Source organism: Polynucleobacter sp. MWH-UH25E, from assembly GCF_018687095.1.
Taxonomy (GTDB): domain Bacteria; phylum Pseudomonadota; class Gammaproteobacteria; order Burkholderiales; family Burkholderiaceae; genus Polynucleobacter.
Genome location: NZ_CP061286.1, coordinates 411,667 through 433,155 on the forward strand (window position 1 = coordinate 411,667; position 21,489 = coordinate 433,155).

The following is a 21,489-nucleotide window of genomic DNA, read 5'->3' on the forward strand; positions in this document are numbered from 1 at the left end:
CTGATATGACTGCAGCGCATCCTTTGGAACTGGGAATCAATATCGATCACGTGGCAACCTTGCGTAATGCTCGGGGCACTGTGTACCCAGACCCTATTAATGCGGCGCAATTGGCGGAAGAGGCGGGCGCCGATCTGATCACTTTGCACCTTCGTGAGGATCGCCGGCATATCAAGGATGCTGATTTAATCGCTCTGCGACCCTTGATCAAAACGCGCATGAACCTTGAGTGTGCAATTACCCCTGAAATGCTAAACATCGCCTGTAAGGTCAAGCCTCACGATGTTTGCTTGGTCCCTGAAAAGCGTGAGGAGGTCACTACCGAAGGTGGTCTTGATGTCTCGGGGAAATTGGAACACGTCAAGGCAGCTACCAAACAATTGCAAGAGGCTGGCATCCGGGTATCACTTTTTATTGATCCAGAAGAAAAACAAATTCAGGCCGCTAAGGATGTGGGTGCTACTGTAGTGGAGTTGCATACGGGTCGTTATGCTGATTTATCTGGCGATCAACAAGAGGCTGAATTAGTACGCATCAAGAAGGCAGCACAGTTTGGGAAAAGTATTGGTTTGAGAGTCAATGCGGGCCATGGATTACACGAGGGTAATGTGATGCCCATTGCGGCGATTGCTGAGCTATCAGAATTAAACATCGGGCATGCCATCGTAGCGGAAGCCTTATTTAAGGGCTGGCAACAAGCGATTAAAGATATGAAGGCCTTGATGATTCAAGGCAGAAAAGCAAATCCATGATCATCGGTATTGGCACCGATATTTTGCAGATTGAGCGCTTACAAGCGGCTTATGATCGTACTAATGGTCGCCTAGCTGAAAAGATTCTTGGTCCTGATGAGATGTTGGTGTTCAAGCATCGCCTTGCCAGAAATCACAAGCGGGGCATTGCCTTTTTGGCAACGCGTTTTGCTGCTAAAGAAGCGTTCTCTAAAGCGATTGGCCTAGGAATGAGAATGCCTATGGCCTGGCGCTCTTTACAAACCTTAAATGAGCCTAGCGGTAAGCCGGTTACTAGCTATTTGGGTGCATTAGCCCACTTTATGAAGGATAAAAACTGGGAGGCTCACGTTACGGTGAGCGATGAGCAGGACATGGCAATCGCACATGTTATCGTGACTCAAAAATAACAAGATCAATCACAAGAGGAATCAATGAGCAAATCGATCATGAAGCCAGGCCCCATTACTTTGGATGTAGTGGGTCAAGTATTAAATGCTGAAGATCGTCGTCGTATTTTGCATCCACTAACAGGTGGCGTGATTCTGTTTGGTAGAAATTTCAAGGATCGCAAACAACTTGCCAAGTTAACCGCAGAAATTAAAAAGCTTCGCCCTGATGTATTGATTTCAATTGATCACGAAGGTGGACGTGTTCAGCGTTGTAGAGCCGATGGTTTCACGCACTTGCCAGCGATGCGCAAATTGGGTGAGCTTTGGCTTGCTAAAAATAAGTCCTCTCATGCAGCAGAATCCGCTGCACTGGCGATGGCAGCAGCTACCGCTTGTGGTTATGTGCTTGCTGCTGAGTTGCGTGCATGTGGCGTAGATTTCAGCTTTACACCAGTTTTAGATTTAGATTTCGGTCGTAGCGGTGTAATTGGAGACCGTTCCTTTAGTCGTGATCCACAAATCGTATTTGCTTTAGCAAAGAGCTTAAACGAAGGTCTGCGATTAGCTGGTATGGCTAACTGCGGCAAACATTTTCCTGGCCATGGTTGGGCAGAGGCTGATTCCCATGTGGCCATTCCAGTTGACGAGCGTTCACTCCAAGAAATTTTGAATGACGATGCAAAGCCTTATGAATGGCTTGATCTGAGTTTGGCTGCAGTCATGCCAGCACATGTGATTTATCCAAAAGTTGATCAAAATCCAGCAGGCTTTTCGAAAATCTGGTTGCACTCAGTACTACGTCAAGAGCTTGGCTTCGAGGGCGTGATCTTCAGTGATGATCTTTCAATGGAAGGCGCAAGCGTTGCAGGGTCGGTAGTGAAGGGCGCTGAGATGGCCTTAGATGCTGGATGTGATGCCGTGCTGATCTGTAATCGCCCCGACCTAGCAGATCAACTGCTCAGCAAGCTCAAAGTGTCTAAAGCGAAGCAAGCTGAATCGGCTATCCGTTTAAATAAATTGATGCCCAATAGCCCAGCGCCATCATGGACTGATTTACAGAATGAAGCACAATATCAACACGCTAAGGGCTTGTTGCAGCAGTTAAAGCTAATTAGCTGATTGATTGAGTCAATCACTAGCAAGAAAAAAGCCCGGTATGCCGGGCTTTTTATCTTTTACAGCTAACTAAAGCAAACTGGCGTTAATTAGCGCGGCTGCGATATTCGCCAGTGCGAGTATCGATTTCGATCTTGTCGCCAGTATTGCAGAACAAAGGCACTTGCAATTCATAGCCAGTAGCCAGTTTTGCTGTCTTCAATACTTTGCCTGAGCTGGTGTCGCCTTTTACTGCAGGCTCTGTGTAAGTGATTTCACGAACGAGTGAATTTGGCATTGCTACAGAAAGGGCTTTCCCTTCGTAGAACACTACTTCACAAGGCATACCTTCTTCGAGGTAGTTCAATGCATCACCCATAAACTCAGATTCAACTTCGTATTGGTTGTAGTCACCATCCATAAATACATACATTGGATCTGCGAAGTAAGAATAGGTACATTCTTTTTTATCCAAAATTACAACATCAAACTTGTCATCAGCTTTGTAAACACCTTCGTTCGGCGCACCTGTTAACAAGTTCTTAAATTTCATTTTGACAACAGAAGAGTTGCGGCCAGAGCGGCTGTATTCTGCTTTTAAAACGACCATGGCATCAGTGCCGATCATCACTACGTTACCAACGCGGAGTTCTTGTGCTGTTTTCATCTTGCTATTCCTGGGTGCAGAGTGCTTTCTGCGGTTTTTATCAAAAACAAGATTGTAACCGCCCGCAGGGCTTTATTGCTTGGGTTTAGCTGGTAAACCGCAATAGACGGGCTGCCAAGCCACCATCCCCTTGTTTTTTGAGTAGCTGGCGACGCCAGCCCTTGGCGTAGGTGCTCCATGCATCTAGCATTCCAAACCATTCGCTGGGCATTGCCCATGTCATTGCTGCAATGATGGCCAAGCGTAATTCTTGATTTGCTTCTGCTAGATAGAGGTCTAAAAATGCCACTAATTTGACCTCGTGGGCACGATCTTCTTGTGGGTAGATGTGCCAAATAAAAGGTTTACCTGCTAGCTGCGCTCTAACAAAAGAATCTTCACCTCGAACGATATTGAAATCGCATTGAGAAAGAATCCAGTCGTACTCATCTTGAGAAACAAAAGGAATAGATAGTAATTGCAATTTATCTGGCAGTTGAGGTGCTTGTTGACCGTATAAGCTCAGTTGCTCGGCATGACCGGGTGTAAGCAGTACATCAATATCCTCGTTTAGAGAGCCCAGGTTTTCAAGCCATTTACGCAATGGCGCGCCTGGGTAGCAAAACACGCTGATGCGTTTTGCATTTGGGCGAAGTTTTGACCAAGTCTCTTGAAGTGCTAAGGGAATGTTTTGTTTGCTTACTTCGCCATCGCTAGGAACAGGGTCAATTAAGATGCCGCCAGCTTCATCCTGGAAGCCTGGGAAGAAAAAGTATTTTGAGATCCCGTGAGATTGAGGCGAAGCCTTGCCATGAAAATCCAAAATCCATGGTTCCGCACTCAGATACTCCAAATTGATGATGATGGGTTTAACTGGCGCGATGAATAGTCCCGCGAGATAGCGTTCTGGCAGGTCGCACCCAAATGCCTCAATCACTACATTTGGGGTTTGAACGGGATGCCTTGCATTGCTAAAGCTGGCTTCCCAGGGTTGTATATCAATACGTTCTTTAATCCTAGCATCAGTGCCTGAGGCGATTAGATTTAAAGTTGGTAGATCATCACAGAAAATCCGCACCTCTTGATGATGAAGACTTGATAAGCTACGGGCTAGACGCCAGCAAACACCAGCATCACCATAGTTATCTACGATTTGGCAGAAAATATCCCAACGCATGAGTAATTCGCTTTTTGAAACCCTTCAGCAAGATGTTAAACGGCTGCCCGGATTGCCGGGGGTATATCGCTTCTTCGATGAGGCGGGAAATATTCTGTATGTAGGCAAAGCTCGTAACCTTAAAAAACGCGTATCTAGTTATTTTCAGCGTACCCAGTTATCACCCCGTATTGAATTAATGGTGGGCAAAATTGCTCGCTATGAAACAACCGTAACGCGTACCGAAACCGAAGCCCTTATTCTAGAGAACAATCTCATCAAAGAGTTGGCTCCGCCATTTAATATTTTATTTAGGGATGATAAGTCTTACCCTTATGTGATGTTAACGGGCCATGACTACCCGCGCTTAGCTTCGTATCGCGGGAAGGTCGATAAACGGAATCAGTATTTTGGACCATTCCCCAATAGTTGGGCAGTTCGTAATAGTGTGCAGATTTTGCAAAAGGTGTTTCGTTTGCGTACTTGTGAGGACTCCGTTTTTAAGAACCGGAGTCGCCCTTGCCTATTGCATCAAATTCATCGGTGTAGCGCCCCTTGTGTAGGTCGCCTCAGCATTGAGCAATATGCCCAAGATGTAGCCCAGGCTACACGATTTTTAGAAGGCGATCATCGGCGCGTTCTATCTGAGCTTGAAAAGGAAATGCATGCGCACAGTGAAGCAATGGAATTTGAGATGGCGGCAGTTTTGCGCGATCGTATTGCTGATCTCTCGAGTGTCTTGCAGCAACAAGCGATGGATGCAGTTGCTGAAGGCGAGGGTGATGTTGACATTATTGCTGTCGCGCAAATGGAAGGTATGGTTTGCGTGAACTTGGCAATGGTACGAGGCGGTCGTCATTTAGGTGATAGAGCATACTTTCCCAAAGGATTGCGTACGGCATCTGGCGAGCTACCCCCGCCATCAGAAATACTGGAAGCATTTATTGCGCAACATTATTTGGAAGATGTTGCTCATGATGGCGCTAGTGCCAATTTAATTCCACCGGTTCTTGTCTTAAATCATCCCTTAAAAACTGCGGGTGATGATATTCGTCAATCTAGCGATGATCTTCCTGAGGATTTGCATGATTTATTAAATGCGCAAGCTGGCAAGAAAATCACTTTCTTGCATCAGCCTCAAGGCCAACGTCGCCATTGGCTGGCTATGGCTGAGGGCAATGCAAAGATCGCATTAACTAAGCGCTTGGTTGAGACAGGTGGACAGTTAGCTAGAGCAAGGGCTTTGGTGGATATATTGGGATTAGATTTAGAGGGCTTGGAACATCTGCGTATTGAGTGTTTCGATATTAGCCATACCTCAGGTGAAGCAACGCAAGCATCCTGCGTGGTCTATGCTAAGAATGCAATGCAATCTGGCGAGTATCGTCGTTTCAATATCAATGACATTACTCCTGGTGATGACTATGCAGCGATGCGTCAAGTTCTTCAAAGACGGTACGCAAATTTTCAGGAGCTTCCACCTGAAAAGATGCCTCAAGTGATTCTGATTGATGGAGGCAAAGGTCAGGTGGAGATGGCTAGGCAGGTGCTGACAGAATTTGGCATGGATGTAAGCTTGATTGTTGGAGTAGCAAAAGGTGAAGGACGCAAGGTGGGTCTAGAAACCTTAATATTTGCAGACGGTCGTAAGCCATTGGAATTGGGAATTGATAGTGCAGCGCTTTTGTTAGTTGCGCAAATTCGGGATGAGGCTCATCGTTTTGCAATCACCGGAATGCGTGCCAAGCGCGCTAAAGCCAGAACGGTCTCACGTCTTGAGGAGATCGAGGGGATCGGCGCAAAGCGCCGACAAAAGCTCTTGGCTCGATTTGGAGGCCTTAAAGGAGTGGCTAATGCGAGTATTGAAGAGATTGCTAGCGTAGAGGGGGTATCCCTCACACTGGCCGAACAAATTTATCGCCAGTTGCACTAATCACATCATTAAGCATTTAGTTTATGCTTGTGAAATGCCATTCAATCTACCTATTGCCCTGACTTGGTTGCGTGTAGCAGCCATTCCTTTATTGGTAGTGGTTTTCTATCTTCCAAATTCTTGGTTCACCCCATTTGAGAAAAATATGATCGCGGCGATCATATTTATTTCTGCGGCGATTACGGATTGGTTGGATGGATATTTGGCGCGTCGCCTAAAACAAGAATCTGCTTTTGGTCAGTTCTTGGATCCTGTTGCTGATAAATTAATTGTGGCTGCAGCTTTATTGGTATTGCTAAACATGGACCGCGTACAGGTCTGGGTAGCACTCGTCATCATCGGTAGGGAAATAACAATATCCGCTCTAAGAGAGTGGATGGCTTTATTGGGTGCAGGCAAGAGCGTTGCTGTTCACATGGTTGGCAAACTGAAAACCACTGCACAGTTAGTGGCGATTCCTTTTTTATTAATTAATGACACTTTGTTTGGTTGGCTTGATTGCGCAAAGTTAGGTACATGGCTCATTTGGGTTGCTGCCTTTTTAACGCTTTGGTCTATGTTTTATTACCTCAAGAAAGCCCTGCCGCAATTAGTTGGAAAAATCGATTAATTCTCTTTTTGCCCGCCCAGTAAGGCTTGGCGGGCTCATTTAAGCTGTGAATATTTCCCTTTCTGCAGGAAAAATGCTTTCTTTTGGATTGTTTGTTAAACTATCGCCCTGTTATGCGGGAATAGCTCAGCTGGTAGAGCGATACCTTGCCAAGGTATAGGTCGGGAGTTCGAACCTCCTTTCCCGCTCCAAGTTCGATGGGAAGCTCTTCAAAGCTTCCCATTTTTGATTCAGGATCTGGCGCGTTGGCCGAGTGGTTAGGCAGGAGCCTGCAAAGCTTCGTACGGGGGTTCGATTCCCTCACGCGCCTCCAGTGATTTCACTTGACGAAAAGGGTGTAGCACCTAAAATACTTTCAGTATGTATAAGAAAGTCCTACGCACCCTTTAAGGCGAAATAAATAGATGATCACCATGCATTCCTTGAAACTCAGCACGCTTGCACTATTTCTATCTGCTCTATTGGGCGCTTGCGCAAGTTCTGGTGACTCACCAACAGGAACGCCTCAAGAAGTTCAAGAAATCCAAGCCCAGTTACTTGGTGATATGCCTTTGCCTGCCGCCTCAAAAATTATTGGAGCAGATTCTTTGATTATTGGTCGCGGGGATAGTTGGGTTGGTCGCGTAGTGCTTTCAGGTGTGCAATCACCAACTGATATTTATGCCTTCTTTCAATCCGAGTATCCACGCGCTGGCTGGACAACGGTGAGTGCGGTAAAAACAAAAACCAGCATCTTGGTATTCACCAAAGGTGATCGCACTGCTACTGTGGAATTAAACGAAGGATCAATGACAGGTCCAAAGACATTGATCACCATTACTTCATCCCCTAAGAATGCGAATGTGATCGCACCAAGCAAGAAGTAAGAGTAGAAACGAAAAAATAGAAACAAAAGACAGTCAATAAAAAAGCCTCCAGTACGGAGGCTTTTTTATTGCTTACTTAAGCTAATTGCGCTTATAGGCCTTCTGCTCGAATAAGGCCTACAGCTTGACCCTCAATCGCAAAGTTGGGTTGACGATCATCTACCAGAATGTTTTTGAAGTCTGGGTTTTCAGCTTGCAACTCAATCACCATGCCGCTGGCAGTTTTCTTTTGTTGCCAGCGTTTCACGGTGACTTCATCATCAAGACGTGCAACCACGATATCGCCATTACGTACTTCAGTTGTTTTTCTAACTGCCAAATAATCGCCATCCAAAATTCCCGCATCTCGCATACTCATACCTTTTACTTTTAATAAGTAATCAGCACCTTTGCTAAACAAGCTTGGATCAATCGGAACTTGTTTCTCAATATGTTCAACAGCCATGATCGGTGATCCTGCAGCAACGCGACCAATGAGTGGCAATGTCAGCTGTTGTAATGCACCAGAAGGCAAAGAGAGTTGACGATATTGATTTGCATTTTGCGTTTGATTAAAACGGTGTGGAACGCGAATACCACGCGATGTTCCTGGAGTCAGTTCGATGTATCCCTTTTTTGCAAGCGCTCGTAAATGTTCTTCAGCCGCGTTTGCAGAAGCGAATCCCAATTGCGTTGCAATCTCTGCTCGCGTTGGTGGTAGGCCACTCTCGTCAATCGCCTTGGTAATGAGATCCAAAATCTCGCTTTGACGAGGCGTTAGCTTAGGGAGGGCAGTCAGCTCCTCTGAGTAATCGACTGTGTTTATGTCCATACTGGGATTGTATACAGCACTTTTTCTGAATTCAAGCGATTTAAAGGGGATAATGGCGAAATGAGCCAAATTCAGAGTCATTCAGAAAATACTCCCCATATCCTTGTTTTGGGAATGGGTGGCACGATTGCGGGTTTGGCTTCCAATCCGGTCGATCAGCCCCTGGAATATGAGGCTGGTCAGGTGGAAATCGGTTCTTTGGTAAGTGACATTGAATCTGCAATTCCAGAGGGCGTTTGCCTCGTATCAAAGCAGCTTGCCAATATCAATAGCTGCAATCTGACAGAGCCGCTTTTGGCACTTTTGGGTAATGCAGTCAGGGAAGCCCTTGAAAACACCATGGTTAAAGGGGTAGTGGTCACTCACGGTACTGACACGATTGAAGAGACCGGCCTATTTCTGCAACTGATCTGCGGTAAATTTGCACAAAATTTAGGCAAAAGAGTGGTGCTGACAGGGGCTATGTTGCCCGCCAATTCGCCAAATGCCGATGGCCCTGGCAACCTATTGGACGCAATTCAATGGGCAGCAAGTCCTTTAGACAATTGTCCAGGGGGCATTTATGCCGTTATGGGGGGTCGAGTTTGCATGGCAATGGACTTGGCCAAGCGTCATACCACTGCCCTAAATGCTCCTATTCAGTCTTCCCCCAGCAGTCCAGTGAGGCTAATTAACCCTTCCTGGCTATCTGGCGTCAAGGCGGCTCAGGCAGTCTGGGCCGAAGATTTACCGATTCCCAGTGGTAATGAGTGGCCCTGGGTGGAAATTTTGACTAGCCATGCTGGTGCACGCCCTGAAACCATCGACCTTTGGCTGAAAAGCAAGGTAGAGGGCTTGGTGCTAGCGGGAACCGGCATGGGAAATCTCCATGAGCAATGGCTTAAGCCCTTGTCTAATGCCTCAAAGCAAGGGATTGCGATAGTAAGGGCTTCTCGCTCTGGGGCCGGGCAGGCATTACCCAATATCCCAGAGAAGGATTTTGAAGGCTGCTTGGCCGCGGGTAAGTTTTCTCCGCCCAAAGCCAGAATTGCTCTGCAGTTAGCCCTAAATGCTGAAAAACAGGCTAAATCCGCCGGTAAATCCCTGACTTGGCAGGATTTTTTTGCTAGAATAGCAGTCTTGCCTGAAATCAGGTGAGCACTGAAAAGTGGCTGTAAAGTGGTTGTAAGCAGTACCTACAATTTGTTACTACCTTGTCACACTGGCGCTGATTTCGTAACCATCAGAAATTAGCAAGACGCCCAGGTGACTTTATCCTTAAGGAGTGTTTGATGCGTCATTATGAAATCGTCTTTATCGTCCATCCGGACCAAAGCGAGCAAGTGCCAGCGATGATCGATCGCTACAAAGCTACATTAGCAGCTGCGGGCGGCAAAATTCATCGTATTGAAGATTGGGGTCGTCGTCAGATGGCTTACATGATCGACAAGCTTGCAAAAGCCCACTACGTTTGCATGAACATTGAGTGCGACCAAAAAACTTTGGAAGAGCTCGAGCATGCGTTCAAATTTAACGATGCTGTTTTGCGTCACCTCATCATCAAGACAAAGAAAGCTGAAACAGAGCCTTCCATCATGATGAAAGAAGTGCAACGTGAAGAAGCGCGCAAATCAGCTCAAGCCGACGCTCCTGTAGCAGCGGAATAAGTTAGAAATTTGAAGAGGAATACACAGACTAGAAAACGTATCAGAGAAGCGGAGCGGCGTTGAATCATTTCACCCTCACTGCAATCTTGGTATCTAAAGACGCGATTCGATTTACACCAGCAGGAATACCTGTAATGCATTGCTACCTAGAACATAGTGGCCAAGCAAACGAGGTAGGAGTAGCTAGGAAGATTCAGATGAACGTTGAAGCCATTACGATCGGTCCGATACAAAAGGATCTTGAAAGAATGGACTTAGGAACTGAGGCGGTGTTCGAAGGATTCTTAGCACCGAAGACTCTACGTAATCAAAGACTTGTTTTCCATATTACCCATATTCAATTAAAAAGTTAAAAGGAAATCATCATGGCGTTTGGAAAGAAACCCGATTTCAAAAAGAAACCTGCTCAGAACCCATTGTTCAAGCGTAAGCGTTATTGCCGTTTTACTGTTGCTGGTGTAGAACAGATTGATTACAAAGATGTAGACACATTGAAGGACTTCATTGGCGAAAACGCCAAAATCACTCCTGCTCGTTTAACAGGTACAAAAGCCAAGTATCAGCGTCAGTTAGACACTGCTATTAAGCGTGCCCGTTTCTTGGCTTTGTTGCCATTCTCTGATCAACATAAGAAATAATTGGGAGCCCTCAATGCAAATCATTCTTTTAGAAAAAGTAACAAACTTGGGCAACCTCGGTGACGTCGTTCGCGTTAAAGACGGTTACGCTCGTAATTTCTTAATCCCACAACGTAAAGCTCGTCGTGCGACTGAAGCAGCAATTGCTGATTTTGCAACTCGTCGTGCTGAGTTAGAAAAGTTGGCTGCTGAGAAGTTGGCTGCTGCACAAGCTGTTGGTGTGAAGCTCAAGGACTTGGTTTTGGAAGTTGCTCAAAAAGCAGGTGTTGATGGCCGTTTGTTTGGTTCAGTAACTAACCATGACATCGCTGATGCTTTGAAAGCTAAAGGCTTCACAATTGAGAAGTCTTCAATTCGCTTGCCAACTGGCCCATTGAAAATGGTTGGTGATCACCCAGTAGCGGTAGCAGTACATACCGATGTTGTAGCTGATATCACCATCCGTGTCATCGGTGAGCAAGCTTAAGTAATACACTAGCCTCATGGCTGAATCCCGCTCACGTACCGTTACGTTGAATCCTGGCATGATGGGTTCTGGGGATTCAGTTGTGCAGGCCTTAAAAGTACCCCCGCATTCTGTAGAGGCCGAGCAATCACTGCTCGGTGGTCTACTTATTGATAACTCTTCTTGGGATAACCTGGGTGGAGTATTAAACGACAAAGATTTCTATCGCCCTGAGCATGCTTTGATCTACAAGGTCATTGCGCGCCTCATTAGCGACAATCATCCCGCTGACGTCATTACGGTTTATGACGCTGTTAAGTCCGAGCAGGGTGGTGATTTAGTTAGTATTGATTACTTAAATTCTTTAGCGCAGAACACACCAAGTGCTGCGAACATTAAAGGCTACGCCGATATTGTTCGTGACCGCAGTATTTTGCGTCGCCTCATCGAAGTCTCTGACAGCATTGTGAACTCTGCGTTTGTTCCAGAAGGGCGCACTGTTAGAACGCTTTTGGATGAAGCCGAGTCTCGTATTTTGCAAATTGGCGAAGAAGGTAGTCGTAAGGCTGATTACCTTGAGATTGAGCCGCTCTTAAAAAGCGTAGTTGCCCGAATTGATGAGCTTTATAACCGTCAAGGTGGTAGCGACATTACCGGAATTGCAACAGGCTTTATTGACTTAGATAAACAAACCAGTGGCCTGCAAAAAGGTGACTTGGTGATCGTTGCTGGAAGACCTTCAATGGGTAAAGCTCAGCCCCTAGATGCGAAGATCAAAACGATTGATGGTTGGAAGTTGATGGGCGATCTTCGTTTTGGCGATCGTTTAGCATCAGTTGATGGTCAGTTCTCCATGGTGACTGGTATATATCCTCAGGGTATTAAGCAGATCTATAAGGTTACTCTTTCGGATGGTCGCCAAGCCGAGTGTTGTGATGAGCATTTATGGCGCGTGATGTATCGGGATTGGTCTGAGCCACGCGTAATCAACACTAAGCGTTTAATGGAAATGCTGCAGTGTGTGCGCTACAAAAATAGATTATGGATTGATCCAGTCTCTGGAGACTTTGGGCACTCCAATGCATTGCCAATTCATCCATGGGTAATTGGCGCATTATTGGGCGATGGAACTTTGGCTTTATCTCATAGCTCAGTAACGTTTTCTACTAAATCTCCTGAGCTTGTAGAGCGCATGAATATGCTTGCTGGCTATGAGATGGAGATGGTGCATGCTGGTGCTTATGACTGGCGCATCGTCTCCAAAGAGAGAATTGCTGTAAACGGTACTAGACAGCACGTTTCTAAAAATTATTTCAGAGCTGCTCTTGAAGATGTGGGTGTATTGGGATGCAGAAGTTTTGATAAATTTATTCCCGCAACCTATCTAGAGGCCAATAAGAATGCTCGTCTCGCTTTATTCCAAGGCCTGATGGACACTGATGGCTGGATTGAAAAGTGGGGCTCAATTCGTTTTTGTACTGCAAGTAAACAACTATCAGAAGATGTTGCTACCTTAGCGAGATCTTTAGGTGGTTTCTGCTCAATCGCAACCAAGCAGTCTAGTTATACATACCAGGGCGAAAAGAAACAGGGTCGTCTGACCTATGTTTTGAATATGAGCTTTGAAGCAGGTTTCCAAGCTTTTAGCTTGCCTGAAAAGAAAGAAAGATTAAGAGCAAGCTGGGATCGTCAACGTCGTTTGACATTCAAGAGTATTGAGCCATCAAGAGTGACCCAAGCGCAATGCATTTCTGTAAGCCATCCTCAAAGAACATACATTACCAATGATTATGTTGTCACGCATAACACAGCTTTCGCGCTGAATATCGCCGAGAATGTTGCTTTGGCAGAAGGTTTGCCCGTCGTTGTCTTCTCTATGGAGATGTCAGGCGAGCAATTAGCAGCACGTTTACTAGGTTCTGTAGGGCGCGTTGATCAAGGTCGTATGCGTACTGGGAAATTGCAAGATGATGAGTGGCCACGTGTCACGGATGCCATTGCTCGCCTAAGCAACACTCAGATTTTGATTGATGAAACTGGTTCGCTCTCTAGTTTGGAATTGCGTGCGCGTGCACGTCGTATCGCCAGAAACTTTGGTGGCACATTGGGCTTAGTAGTGATTGATTACTTGCAGCTCATGAGTGGTTCGGGTTCTGAGAACCGCGCTACGGAGATTTCTGAAATCTCGCGTTCATTAAAGTCGCTTGCAAAAGAATTGCAATGCCCTGTTGTCGCACTCTCACAGTTAAATCGTGGCTTGGAGCAGCGCCCTAATAAGCGTCCAATCATGTCTGACTTACGTGAATCTGGGGCAATTGAGCAAGATGCTGACTTAATCATGTTTATTTATCGTGATGAGGTCTATCATCCCGATACCACTACCGATAAAGGCGTGGCAGAGATCATCATTGGTAAACAACGTAATGGCCCAATTGGTACAGTGCGCTTGAGCTGGCAAGGTCCGTTTACGAAGTTTGATAATTTGGCAATGGGCTCTATTGGCTACTCATCAGGTGGCTACGAGCCGTTCTAATTCCACTCACTTTGAGGCAATCCGTCGCGCCTCAGTAAATTTAGCGGCCCAATAGGGCGAAGTAATGTAATCAAGGCGCACGGTTCCACCTGCGCTTGGCGCATGCACAAACCGTCCTTGACCAACATAAATTCCTGCGTGCGAATACTTTTCACCAGTAGTATTAAAGAACACTAAATCACCTGGGGCCGGAGGGCCACTTTCAATACCAATACCTTGTGTGCTCATTTGTTGAATGGTGCGAGGTAATTTGATTCCAGCAGTTTTGTTGTAGACATACACAATCAGGCCACTGCAATCAAAGCCGCCTTTGGGAGTATTGCCGCCATAACGATAGGGCACATCTACTAATCCGATTGCCGCAATCGAGATGCCTTCGGTACCAACACTCGTGTCTTGTTTAAATTGAGCCACTTTAGCTTGGTTTGATTTACCGCTAAACGTGCTGCATCCTGCCATCAGTAGCAGGGTGCAAATAAAAATGCCGCACCCCTGAAGAGTGCGGCATGAGAGGGCTTGCTTAAAGTGCGTCGGCAGCATGATCCGCAAGGCGTGAACGCTCGCCACGCGCCAAGGTGACATGACCACTATGACGCCAGCCTTTGAAGCGATCCACTACATAAGTGAGACCGGAAGAACCTTCAGTTAGGTATGGGGTATCGATCTGCGCGATATTGCCCAAGCAAACAATTTTGGTTCCAGGACCAGCACGAGTTACTAAAGTTTTCATTTGTTTTGGAGTTAAGTTTTGCGCTTCGTCAATGATGACAAATTTACTCACAAAAGTTCTGCCACGCATGAAGTTCATGCTCTTTACTTTAATGCGCGAGCGGATGAGTTCTTGAGTCGCTGCGCGACCCCACTCGCCAGCATCATCATTGCGTTGTAGTACTTCTAAGTTGTCATCGAATGCGCCCATCCAAGGCTGCATTTTTTCTTCTTCGGTGCCAGGCAGGAAACCAATGTCTTCGCCAACAGGAACGGTTGCGCGGGTAATAATGATTTCGTTATAGCGTTTGCTGTCCAGTACTTGCTCAAGTCCAGCAGCCAATGCTAGCAAGGTTTTGCCTGTTCCTGCCTGACCCAATAAGGTAACAAAATCGATATCTGGGTTCATGAGGAGATTCATGGCGAAGTTTTGCTCGCGATTACGGGCGGTTACGCTCCAGACATTGTTTTTCTGGTGGGAGAAATCCCGCAATGTCTGCAATAGGGCAGTTTTGCCATTAATTTCTTTAACGTGGGCATAAAACGGGGTCGAACCATCGGGATTTTCTTGGTAAACAAATTGATTTACCAGCATGCTTGGCACGGTAGGGCCAGTAACGCGATAGAACATCGTTCCTGATTTGGAATCCGCCCAGCTCTCCATATCTTTGCCGTGCTTTGGCCAAAAGTCTGCGGGCAATGACAATACCCCTGAATACATCAAGTCACGATCTTCTAATACTTGATCGTTGAAATAATCTTCGGCAGGCAATCCTAATGCACGCGCTTTAATACGCATGTTGATATCTTTGGATACCAACACCACTTCTTGTCCTTTGCGGGTTTTTTGCAGCTCGCTAACAACAGCCAAAATGAGGTTGTCACCCTTGCCTTCAGGAAGTCCTTCGGGTAGTGCTTGGGTAGATAGCTTGGTCTGGAAATATAAGCGACCAGAAACATCTTGATTACCTAATTTATTGAGGGGAATGCCATCATCTAAGGTGCCACTAGTGCCGGCAATCAACTGATCTAAGGAGCGGCTAACGGTACGGGCATTGCGAGCTACCTCAGTCATCCCTTTCTTGTGATTATCTAGCTCTTCCAAGGTGGTCATTGGTAGGTAGAGATCATGCTCGGAGAAGCGGAACAGAGAGCTTGGATCATGCATTAATACGTTGGTATCGAGCACAAACAAACTAGGGGGTCCTGTACGAATAACGCGTTTTGGTTTTGCTGGGGCGCTAGCCTTGCCTTCACCTCGTACGGGGCTACGATCAGCTTTAATCTTTTCTAGCGCCACTTCCGCTGCCGACAAATCCTCTTCCGCATCATTGACCCACTCAGCCGTTTCAAGTGCAACTGGTTTTGCCTGTGCGGGACGTTTCTTTAAATCAGGAGTGTCCTTGCGGCTCAGTTTTACTTGATCAGCAATTTGAGTTGGGATGGGTGGCAATGGCATGCAGACTCTCCTAAAAGAAAAAACCGCCAAGCGGAGTGCGTTGACGGTTTATGACGAAACTGGTTATGAGCGCATCAGAAAAATGGAGGGGGTGATTCCCCGTACCTGCTGTGATTTGCTCAGGCTGTTGATTCAAACGGATTGTCAGACTTTCCCGTCGTTTACGGTGCATGTAGATGACTTTACCCCAAATTTTGGGGTTTGCAAGCACCTCAGATCAAATTGTTGTAAAAATCATTTAGCGGCTTTGGCAGCCTCTAAGACTTCGGTTACATGCCCTGGAACTTTCAGGCCTCTCCACTCTTTGACTAGCTTGCCGCTGGAGTCAAAAAGGAAGGTGCTGCGCTCAATACCGCGCACTTGTTTGCCATACATATTTTTCATTTTGATGACACCAAACAGTTGGCAAAGCTTCTCTTCGGTATCAGCAACAAGCTCAAAAGGAAGCTCTAACTTGCTACGAAAGTTATCGTGGGATTTGAGGCTGTCACGGGATACCCCAACAATTAAAGTATTGGCTTTAGTGAAGGCTGCAATGTTGTCACGAAATTCTCCAGATTCAGCAGTGCAACCAGGCGTCATATCTTTTGGATAAAAATAGAGAACCAGCTTTTTTCCTTTAGCGGAATCGGGGGTAAAAGTAAGGCCGGATGTCGCAGGAATCGCGCATGCTGGAATGGGTTTGCCGATAGCTACTGTCATGATGATTCCTTTTTATAGTGATTCTTTGTAGTGTGTCTCTAAACAGATTGTTAGTTCTATTGAACAATCAGCTCACCGCTTCGATTAGGTATTTCACCCCAAGTCAACGGAAATACAGCTATTTTATCGAGTTGGTTGGTGGCTTTCCAGGATTGGTGGAGTTCGCCCATTGTTACTAGATCGTGACCTTGGTTTAGCCACCCCATCAGCAGTTTTTCAAAGGCGGGTAAGAGCTTTTGCCCCTCAAGCTCGGCATGCAGAGTAAAGACTTGGTCATTAGGGTTGCTGTTGGTGATTTCCAAGATTTTGTTTACTGCACCAAACTCATCTGCACCATCAACGCCAATAAGTTCATCGAATGTAGGGAGTGTGGTTGGGTATTGCACATGCTTCGCAGTGCCAGATGACAGTGCTAAACGATACGGCATCAGATTAGGTTCGGCACGGCCGTCGGATGAGTATTGAATACCCCATTGATCCAGTTGCTCAAAAGCAGCATCATTCATTTGCCAGCCAGCTGCCCCATATGTCACTGGAGGATGTCCAAAAATTTCAATAAAGCGATTCCAACTTTTTTGCATCATCGCTTTAGTCCATGTTGCATCTTGATAGCGAACGGCGTCTTGCCATGCCACATGATCCCAAGTATGGATACCAGTTTCATGACCAGCTTGATCAATTGCGCGCATTTGCGCGGTAGCTTTTTTTCCAATATCCGGACCAGGGAGCAAAACTCCGTAGAGAAGCGTTTTGATTCCGTAGTGTTCCACAACCGAGGTGCGGCTTACTTTCTTTAGGAAGCCCGGACGAAAGACGCGCTTGAGTGCCCAGCCGGTATGGTCTGGACCAAGGCTAAATAAGAAGGTGGCTTTTAGACCAAAACGCTCTAGGGTTCGAGCTAAATTGGGAACACCTTCTTTCGTGCCGCGTAAGGTATCGACATCAACCTTGAGAGCAATCTTAGCCATGAATCCCGATGTTTATTGCGTTGATTTGCTTATTCTTTATCGACTAATGAGCGCGCTTTTTCCACGTCTTGGCGATAGGCTTCAAAAATGTTCTTAAGCGCATCAGCCATCGTGGTAGTTGGTTTCCAACCAAGTTCGCTCATCGTATTGTCAATTGCAGGTACGCGGTTCTGAACATCTTGATAGCCTTCACCATAGTAGGCGCCAGAGGTGGTTTCAACAATCTTCACATCGTTTGCTGTTTTAGCGTACTCAGGAATGCCGCGTGCGATCTCGAGCATTTGATTAGCGAGTTCGCGCACGGAATGATTATTTTTCGGATTGCCAATGTTGTAGATCTTGCCGTTAGCAACACCATTTTTATTGTTGATGATGCGCATTAAAGCGTCGATGCCATCATCAACGTAGGTAAATGCCCGTTTCTGAGCGCCACCATCTACTAGGTTGATTGGTTCACCGCGAACAATGTGCCCTAGGAACTGAGTTACTACACGGGATGAACCTTCTTTTGGTGTGTAGATGCTATCTAGACCAGGCCCAATCCAGTTGAAAGGGCGGAATAGGGTGAAGCGCAATCCTTCCATACCGTAACCCCAAATCACGCGATCCATTAATTGCTTAGAGCAAGCGTAGATCCAACGTGGTTTGTTGATAGGACCATAAACCATGCTTGAGGATGATGGATCAAACTCACTGTCTTCGCACATGCCATAAACCTCTGAGGTTGATGGAAATACCAAATGCTTTTTGTATTTCACGGCAGAGCGAACGATGGGTAGGTTTGCTTCAAAGTCGAGTTCAAATACTTTGAGTGGTTGTTGTACATAAGTGGCTGGGGTTGCAATCGCCACTAAGGGCAAGATGACATCGCATTTACGAATGTGGTACTCAACCCATTCTTTATTGATGGTGATATCGCCTTCAAAAAAGTGCATACGAGGATGATTGATTAAATCCCCTAAGCGATCATTCTGCATGTCCATGCCATAGACATCCCAGTCGGTTGTCTCGAGAATGCGCTTTGAAAGGTGGTGGCCGATAAAGCCATTAACACCAAGAATGAGTACTTTTTTCATGTTTACTGCCTCGTTTTCATCTAATTTATTTGCTGGCTGGGAACCATTCCAAGATCTCTATGGCTTGTTGGTCACCACAAATGCCGAATACCCGATTATCAACCACTTGGATGCCTAAATCCCCTAGATTGAGGTTATCTGGGAAGGGGCCCTGAAGGCTAGTGCGGGCAACAATCATGGTTTTACCCTTGTGGTCAGTAAAAGCGCCTGGATAAGGGGGTGCAACCGCCCTGACAAGATCATGGACCTGTTTGGCAGTCTGATTCCAATGAATTTGCCCGTCAGCAGGTTTTCTACCGCCAAAATAACTCCCTTTTTGTAAGTCATTAGGCTTACGAGGGACATTTCCCTGTAAAAGAGCGGGGAGCGCCTCATGAATCACCTCAACCGCTGCTTTACTGACTTTGGCAAAGACATCGGTAGCCGTTTCATTGGGGCCGATGCTCACTGCTGACTGACCAACAATATCTCCTGCATCAGGTTTTTCTTCCATGATGTGCAAAGTGGCGCCTGTTTCAATTTCTCCATGCAGAATCGCCCAATTGACTGGAGCGCGTCCGCGATATTTTGGTAGCAATGATCCGTGCATATTGAGTGCGGCAATTTTGGCGCATGCCAAAATCTGCGCAGGAATCATGTGGCGATAGTAGAAGGAAAAAATGTAATCAGGGGAAAGCGCTTGGATCTGTGGAACGAGATTCACTAGCTCACTTGCGCTTGGCGTGATGTAAGTAATATTTTTTTCTTGGCAGAGCTTGGCTACGCTTCCAAACCAAACATTTTCATGGGGATCGTCTTGATGTGTGACAACAAGATCAATTTGAATGCCAGCTTTAATTAGCTCTTTTAGGCAATTAACACCAACATCGTGGTATGCAAAGACAACTGCGCGCAATTATTTTTTCTCTAAAACCGTTTGCACAACATAACGAGGGCGATTACGGATTTGCTGGTAGATGCGGCCGATATATTCGCCCAGTAAGCCAAGGCCAAAAAGCATGACGCCAATTAAGAAGAAGGTGAGCGCAAAGAGGGTAAAGACACCCTCTACCTCAGCGCCTAATACAAAGCGGCGAACTAGAAGGTAGGCAAATAGGCTGCCGGCAGCAAGGGAGAGCAGCATGCCGAGGATCGAGAAGATCTGCAAAGGCATGATCGAGAACCCAGTCACTAAGTCAAAGTTCAAACGAATGAGTTGATACAAGCTGTATTTAGATTCACCTGCAAAACGCTCTTCATGTTTGACGGTGATTTCAACAGGGTTCGCCGCAAAGGTATAAGCAAGCGCAGGAATAAACGTATTGTTTTCATCGCATTGACGCACAAGATCAATAATGCGACGGCTGTAACCACGCAACATGCATCCTTGATCGGTCATGGTGATACGGGTAATGTTTTCACGCAAACGGTTCATGGCGCGTGAAGCAAATTTACGAAAGAAACTATCACGACGATCTGCGCGAATGGTGCCAACATAATCATGTCCAGCAATCAACTTCTCAGCGAGAGCATCAATTTCTTCAGGGGGGTTTTGTAGGTCTGCATCTAAGGTGATGATGTATTCACCTTTGGCATATTCAAAGCCAGCCATGATAGCCATATGTTGACCAAAATTGCTATGGAATAAAACTGCTCGTGTGACATCAGGTCGCAACTCAACTTGTTTGGCCAATATGCCGGCGGAGCGATCTTTGCTGCCATCGTTTACAAACACAATCTCGTAAGGAATATTGCGCTTGGCAGAAACCGTATCTAATGCAGGATAGAGTCGATCAAATAATGCCTGGAGGCCATCTTCCTCGTTGTATACGGGAATGACAACGCTCAGCTTTGGGTTGGCAACTAAATTTGCAGTCATGCCGCAATTTTGCCTGATTCTGGGGATTTCACCCAATAAAGCTATTTTTTGTAGTGTTTCTGAAGGATTCCAACAAGACTGCTCGCAATACGAGCAATATCTTGATCTTTCAAGCCTGGAAATAGCGGCAATGTCAGAATAGATTTACCGATGCGTTCTGCAACCGGCGTAGCACTGCTTTGGTAGCCCAGATTTTTGTAAAGAGTGAAACCGGTAATGGCGGGGTAGTGAACTCCAGTGCCGATACCGAGTTCTTTTAACTCAGTCATCACTTGTGCGCGATCACAATTTAGCCGATCAAGTGGAAGTACCACTTGAAACATATGCCAATTGCTTTCGGTAAAGTTTTCAACTGGTAGCTCTAGTTGGAGGCCAAGACCGGTAGATTTAATTTCTGCGCGAATGCTATCGAAATACTGACGAGCTAATGCAGCACGTCTAGTTTGATAAGAGGGTAATTGTTTGAGCTGTTGCAAACCAATCACTGCATTGACGTCAGTCAGATTATCTTTGCCACCCAAGACATCTACGTCCATGCCATCCATGCCTTGGCGAGTGAGTCCTTGTAGACGAAATTTCTCGGCAAGCTTTGCTTCATCACTATTGTTTAAAACAAGGCAGCCGCCTTCAATGGTGGTGAGATTTTTATTGGCCTGAAAGCTAAAGCTCACTAAGTCGCCAAAGCTACCAATCTTCTTTCCTTGCCATTGAGATCCAAAGGCTTGCGCAGCATCTTCGATAACGCGTAAATGATGTTGCTTAGCTAGAGAGTAGAGCTTATCCATATCTACTGGTAGACCTGCAAGATAGACCGGCATGATGGCTTTGGTTTTGCTTGTAATGGCGCCGGCTACCTTATCAAGGTCAATATTGCGTGTTACGGGATCGATATCTACAAAAACGGGTTTTGCACCAACGCTCAAAATGACATTGGAAGTAGCAACCCAAGAAATAGGAGTGGTGATTACTTCATCGCCATCGCCAATGTCAGCAACTTGCAGTGCGATTTTCATTGTTGCAGTGCCATTGGCAAAGCAACGCACAGGACGCCCACCAAAGTATTCGCTGAGGGTAGCTTCAAATTCAGCAAGCTTGGGTCCTGAAGTTACCCAGCCAGAGCGCAATACTTCGGCAACCGCATCAATCGTCTCTTGATTGAAGCTTGGGCGCGTAAAAGGAATAAATTCTGGGCTGGCGTTTGACATGATGTTCTATC

The 21,489-nt window shown here is 46.1% G+C and carries 22 protein-coding genes, 2 tRNA genes and 1 pseudogene; 14 read left to right on the top strand and 11 right to left on the bottom strand.

The features are described 5' to 3' along the window. The first annotated feature begins 5 nt into the window (after positions 1-5). The 3 genes from pdxJ to nagZ are packed head-to-tail and all read left to right on the top strand — an operon-like array spanning position 6 to position 2,242. A complete protein-coding gene (gene pdxJ, locus ICV39_RS02195) occupies positions 6-752 on the top strand; it encodes a pyridoxine 5'-phosphate synthase (RefSeq protein WP_215390275.1) in 747 nt (248 codons plus the stop codon). Next, positions 749-1,141 carry a holo-ACP synthase gene (gene acpS / locus ICV39_RS02200; protein WP_215390276.1) on the top strand — a complete coding sequence of 131 codons (393 nt, stop codon included), beginning with the start codon at positions 749-751 and terminating at the stop codon, positions 1,139-1,141. The genes pdxJ and acpS overlap by 4 nt, the downstream gene beginning before the upstream one ends. A gap of 24 nt (positions 1,142-1,165) precedes the next feature. Next, positions 1,166-2,242, top strand: a complete 1,077-nt coding sequence (gene nagZ / locus ICV39_RS02205) for a beta-N-acetylhexosaminidase (protein ID WP_215390277.1) — start codon at positions 1,166-1,168, stop codon at positions 2,240-2,242. Positions 2,243-2,324: 82 nt separating this feature from the next. Here nagZ and efp read toward each other — a convergent pair whose 3' ends face one another. Next, entirely contained in the window at positions 2,325-2,885 is a 561-nt protein-coding gene (efp, locus tag ICV39_RS02210) for an elongation factor P (protein WP_173955176.1), read from the bottom strand. An 85-nt stretch (positions 2,886-2,970) separates the two neighbouring features. Continuing rightward, on the bottom strand, positions 2,971-4,041 hold the full coding sequence (gene earP, locus ICV39_RS02215; protein ID WP_215390278.1) for an elongation factor P maturation arginine rhamnosyltransferase EarP: 1,071 nt from the start codon (positions 4,039-4,041) through the stop codon (positions 2,971-2,973). Here earP and uvrC point away from each other — a divergent pair. The 5 genes from uvrC (at position 4,040) to ICV39_RS02240 (ending at position 7,429) form a co-directional block, all read left to right on the top strand. Continuing rightward, positions 4,040-5,953, top strand: coding sequence for an excinuclease ABC subunit UvrC (gene uvrC, locus ICV39_RS02220; protein WP_215390279.1), 1,914 nt, complete (start codon positions 4,040-4,042; stop codon positions 5,951-5,953). The two genes, earP and uvrC, sit on opposite strands and share 2 nt — an antisense overlap. A gap of 34 nt (positions 5,954-5,987) precedes the next feature. After that, positions 5,988-6,563, top strand: a complete 576-nt coding sequence (pgsA, locus tag ICV39_RS02225; RefSeq protein WP_215390280.1) for a CDP-diacylglycerol--glycerol-3-phosphate 3-phosphatidyltransferase — start codon at positions 5,988-5,990, stop codon at positions 6,561-6,563. Between the two features lie 115 nt (positions 6,564-6,678). Further along, a tRNA-Gly gene (locus ICV39_RS02230) sits at positions 6,679-6,754 on the top strand. A 48-nt stretch (positions 6,755-6,802) separates the two neighbouring features. Continuing rightward, positions 6,803-6,876 (top strand) — tRNA-Cys (locus ICV39_RS02235). A 100-nt stretch (positions 6,877-6,976) separates the two neighbouring features. Continuing rightward, positions 6,977-7,429, top strand: coding sequence for a hypothetical protein (locus ICV39_RS02240; RefSeq protein ID WP_251372708.1), 453 nt, complete (start codon positions 6,977-6,979; stop codon positions 7,427-7,429). 91 nt (positions 7,430-7,520) lie between these two features. Here ICV39_RS02240 and lexA read toward each other — a convergent pair whose 3' ends face one another. Further along, positions 7,521-8,240: a transcriptional repressor LexA gene (lexA, locus tag ICV39_RS02245; RefSeq protein WP_215390282.1), complete on the bottom strand. Its 720-nt coding sequence runs from the start codon at positions 8,238-8,240 to the stop codon at positions 7,521-7,523. A gap of 60 nt (positions 8,241-8,300) precedes the next feature. On the opposite strand from lexA, the gene ICV39_RS02250 reads away from it, so the two are divergent. The 6 genes from ICV39_RS02250 (at position 8,301) to dnaB (ending at position 13,502) form a co-directional block, all read left to right on the top strand. Continuing rightward, positions 8,301-9,377, top strand: coding sequence for an asparaginase (locus tag ICV39_RS02250; protein WP_215390283.1), 1,077 nt, complete (start codon positions 8,301-8,303; stop codon positions 9,375-9,377). A gap of 134 nt (positions 9,378-9,511) precedes the next feature. After that, positions 9,512-9,886: a 30S ribosomal protein S6 gene (gene rpsF / locus ICV39_RS02255; RefSeq protein WP_173955183.1), complete on the top strand. Its 375-nt coding sequence runs from the start codon at positions 9,512-9,514 to the stop codon at positions 9,884-9,886. A gap of 59 nt (positions 9,887-9,945) precedes the next feature. Further along, positions 9,946-10,239: a primosomal replication protein N gene (gene priB / locus ICV39_RS02260; protein ID WP_215390284.1), complete on the top strand. Its 294-nt coding sequence runs from the start codon at positions 9,946-9,948 to the stop codon at positions 10,237-10,239. A 12-nt stretch (positions 10,240-10,251) separates the two neighbouring features. Next, on the top strand, positions 10,252-10,524 hold the full coding sequence (rpsR, locus tag ICV39_RS02265; protein WP_076022861.1) for a 30S ribosomal protein S18: 273 nt from the start codon (positions 10,252-10,254) through the stop codon (positions 10,522-10,524). A gap of 13 nt (positions 10,525-10,537) precedes the next feature. Beyond that, a complete protein-coding gene (gene rplI, locus ICV39_RS02270; protein WP_173955185.1) occupies positions 10,538-10,990 on the top strand; it encodes a 50S ribosomal protein L9 in 453 nt (150 codons plus the stop codon). Positions 10,991-11,051: 61 nt separating this feature from the next. After that, positions 11,052-13,502, top strand: coding sequence for a replicative DNA helicase (dnaB, locus tag ICV39_RS02275; RefSeq protein ID WP_371816567.1), 2,451 nt, complete (start codon positions 11,052-11,054; stop codon positions 13,500-13,502). Positions 13,503-13,517: 15 nt separating this feature from the next. Here dnaB and ICV39_RS02280 read toward each other — a convergent pair. From ICV39_RS02280 to ICV39_RS02315, 8 genes and pseudogenes are all read right to left on the bottom strand, one after another. Then, positions 13,518-13,916: pseudogene (locus ICV39_RS02280) on the bottom strand (C40 family peptidase); the annotation flags it as partial. Positions 13,917-14,022: 106 nt separating this feature from the next. Next, positions 14,023-15,669 (bottom strand): PhoH family protein, encoded by a 1,647-nt coding sequence (locus ICV39_RS02285; RefSeq protein ID WP_215390286.1) that lies wholly within the window; start codon positions 15,667-15,669, stop codon positions 14,023-14,025. Between the two features lie 234 nt (positions 15,670-15,903). After that, on the bottom strand, positions 15,904-16,371 hold the full coding sequence (locus ICV39_RS02290) for a peroxiredoxin (protein ID WP_215390287.1): 468 nt from the start codon (positions 16,369-16,371) through the stop codon (positions 15,904-15,906). Positions 16,372-16,427: 56 nt separating this feature from the next. Then, positions 16,428-17,339 (bottom strand): polysaccharide deacetylase family protein, encoded by a 912-nt coding sequence (locus ICV39_RS02295; RefSeq protein WP_215390288.1) that lies wholly within the window; start codon positions 17,337-17,339, stop codon positions 16,428-16,430. Between the two features lie 29 nt (positions 17,340-17,368). Further along, the gene (locus tag ICV39_RS02300; protein ID WP_215390289.1) at positions 17,369-18,415 is read right to left on the bottom strand and encodes a bifunctional UDP-4-keto-pentose/UDP-xylose synthase; all 1,047 of its coding nucleotides are present in this window, start codon (positions 18,413-18,415) and stop codon (positions 17,369-17,371) included. Positions 18,416-18,440: 25 nt separating this feature from the next. Further along, positions 18,441-19,310 carry a formyltransferase gene (locus tag ICV39_RS02305; protein WP_215390290.1) on the bottom strand — a complete coding sequence of 290 codons (870 nt, stop codon included), beginning with the start codon at positions 19,308-19,310 and terminating at the stop codon, positions 18,441-18,443. After that, complete coding sequence (locus ICV39_RS02310; RefSeq protein ID WP_215390291.1) at positions 19,311-20,273, bottom strand: glycosyltransferase; 963 nt, start codon at positions 20,271-20,273, stop codon at positions 19,311-19,313. 41 nt (positions 20,274-20,314) lie between these two features. Beyond that, positions 20,315-21,478 carry a DegT/DnrJ/EryC1/StrS aminotransferase family protein gene (locus ICV39_RS02315; RefSeq protein WP_215390292.1) on the bottom strand — a complete coding sequence of 388 codons (1,164 nt, stop codon included), beginning with the start codon at positions 21,476-21,478 and terminating at the stop codon, positions 20,315-20,317. Positions 21,479-21,489: the final 11 nt, after the last annotated feature.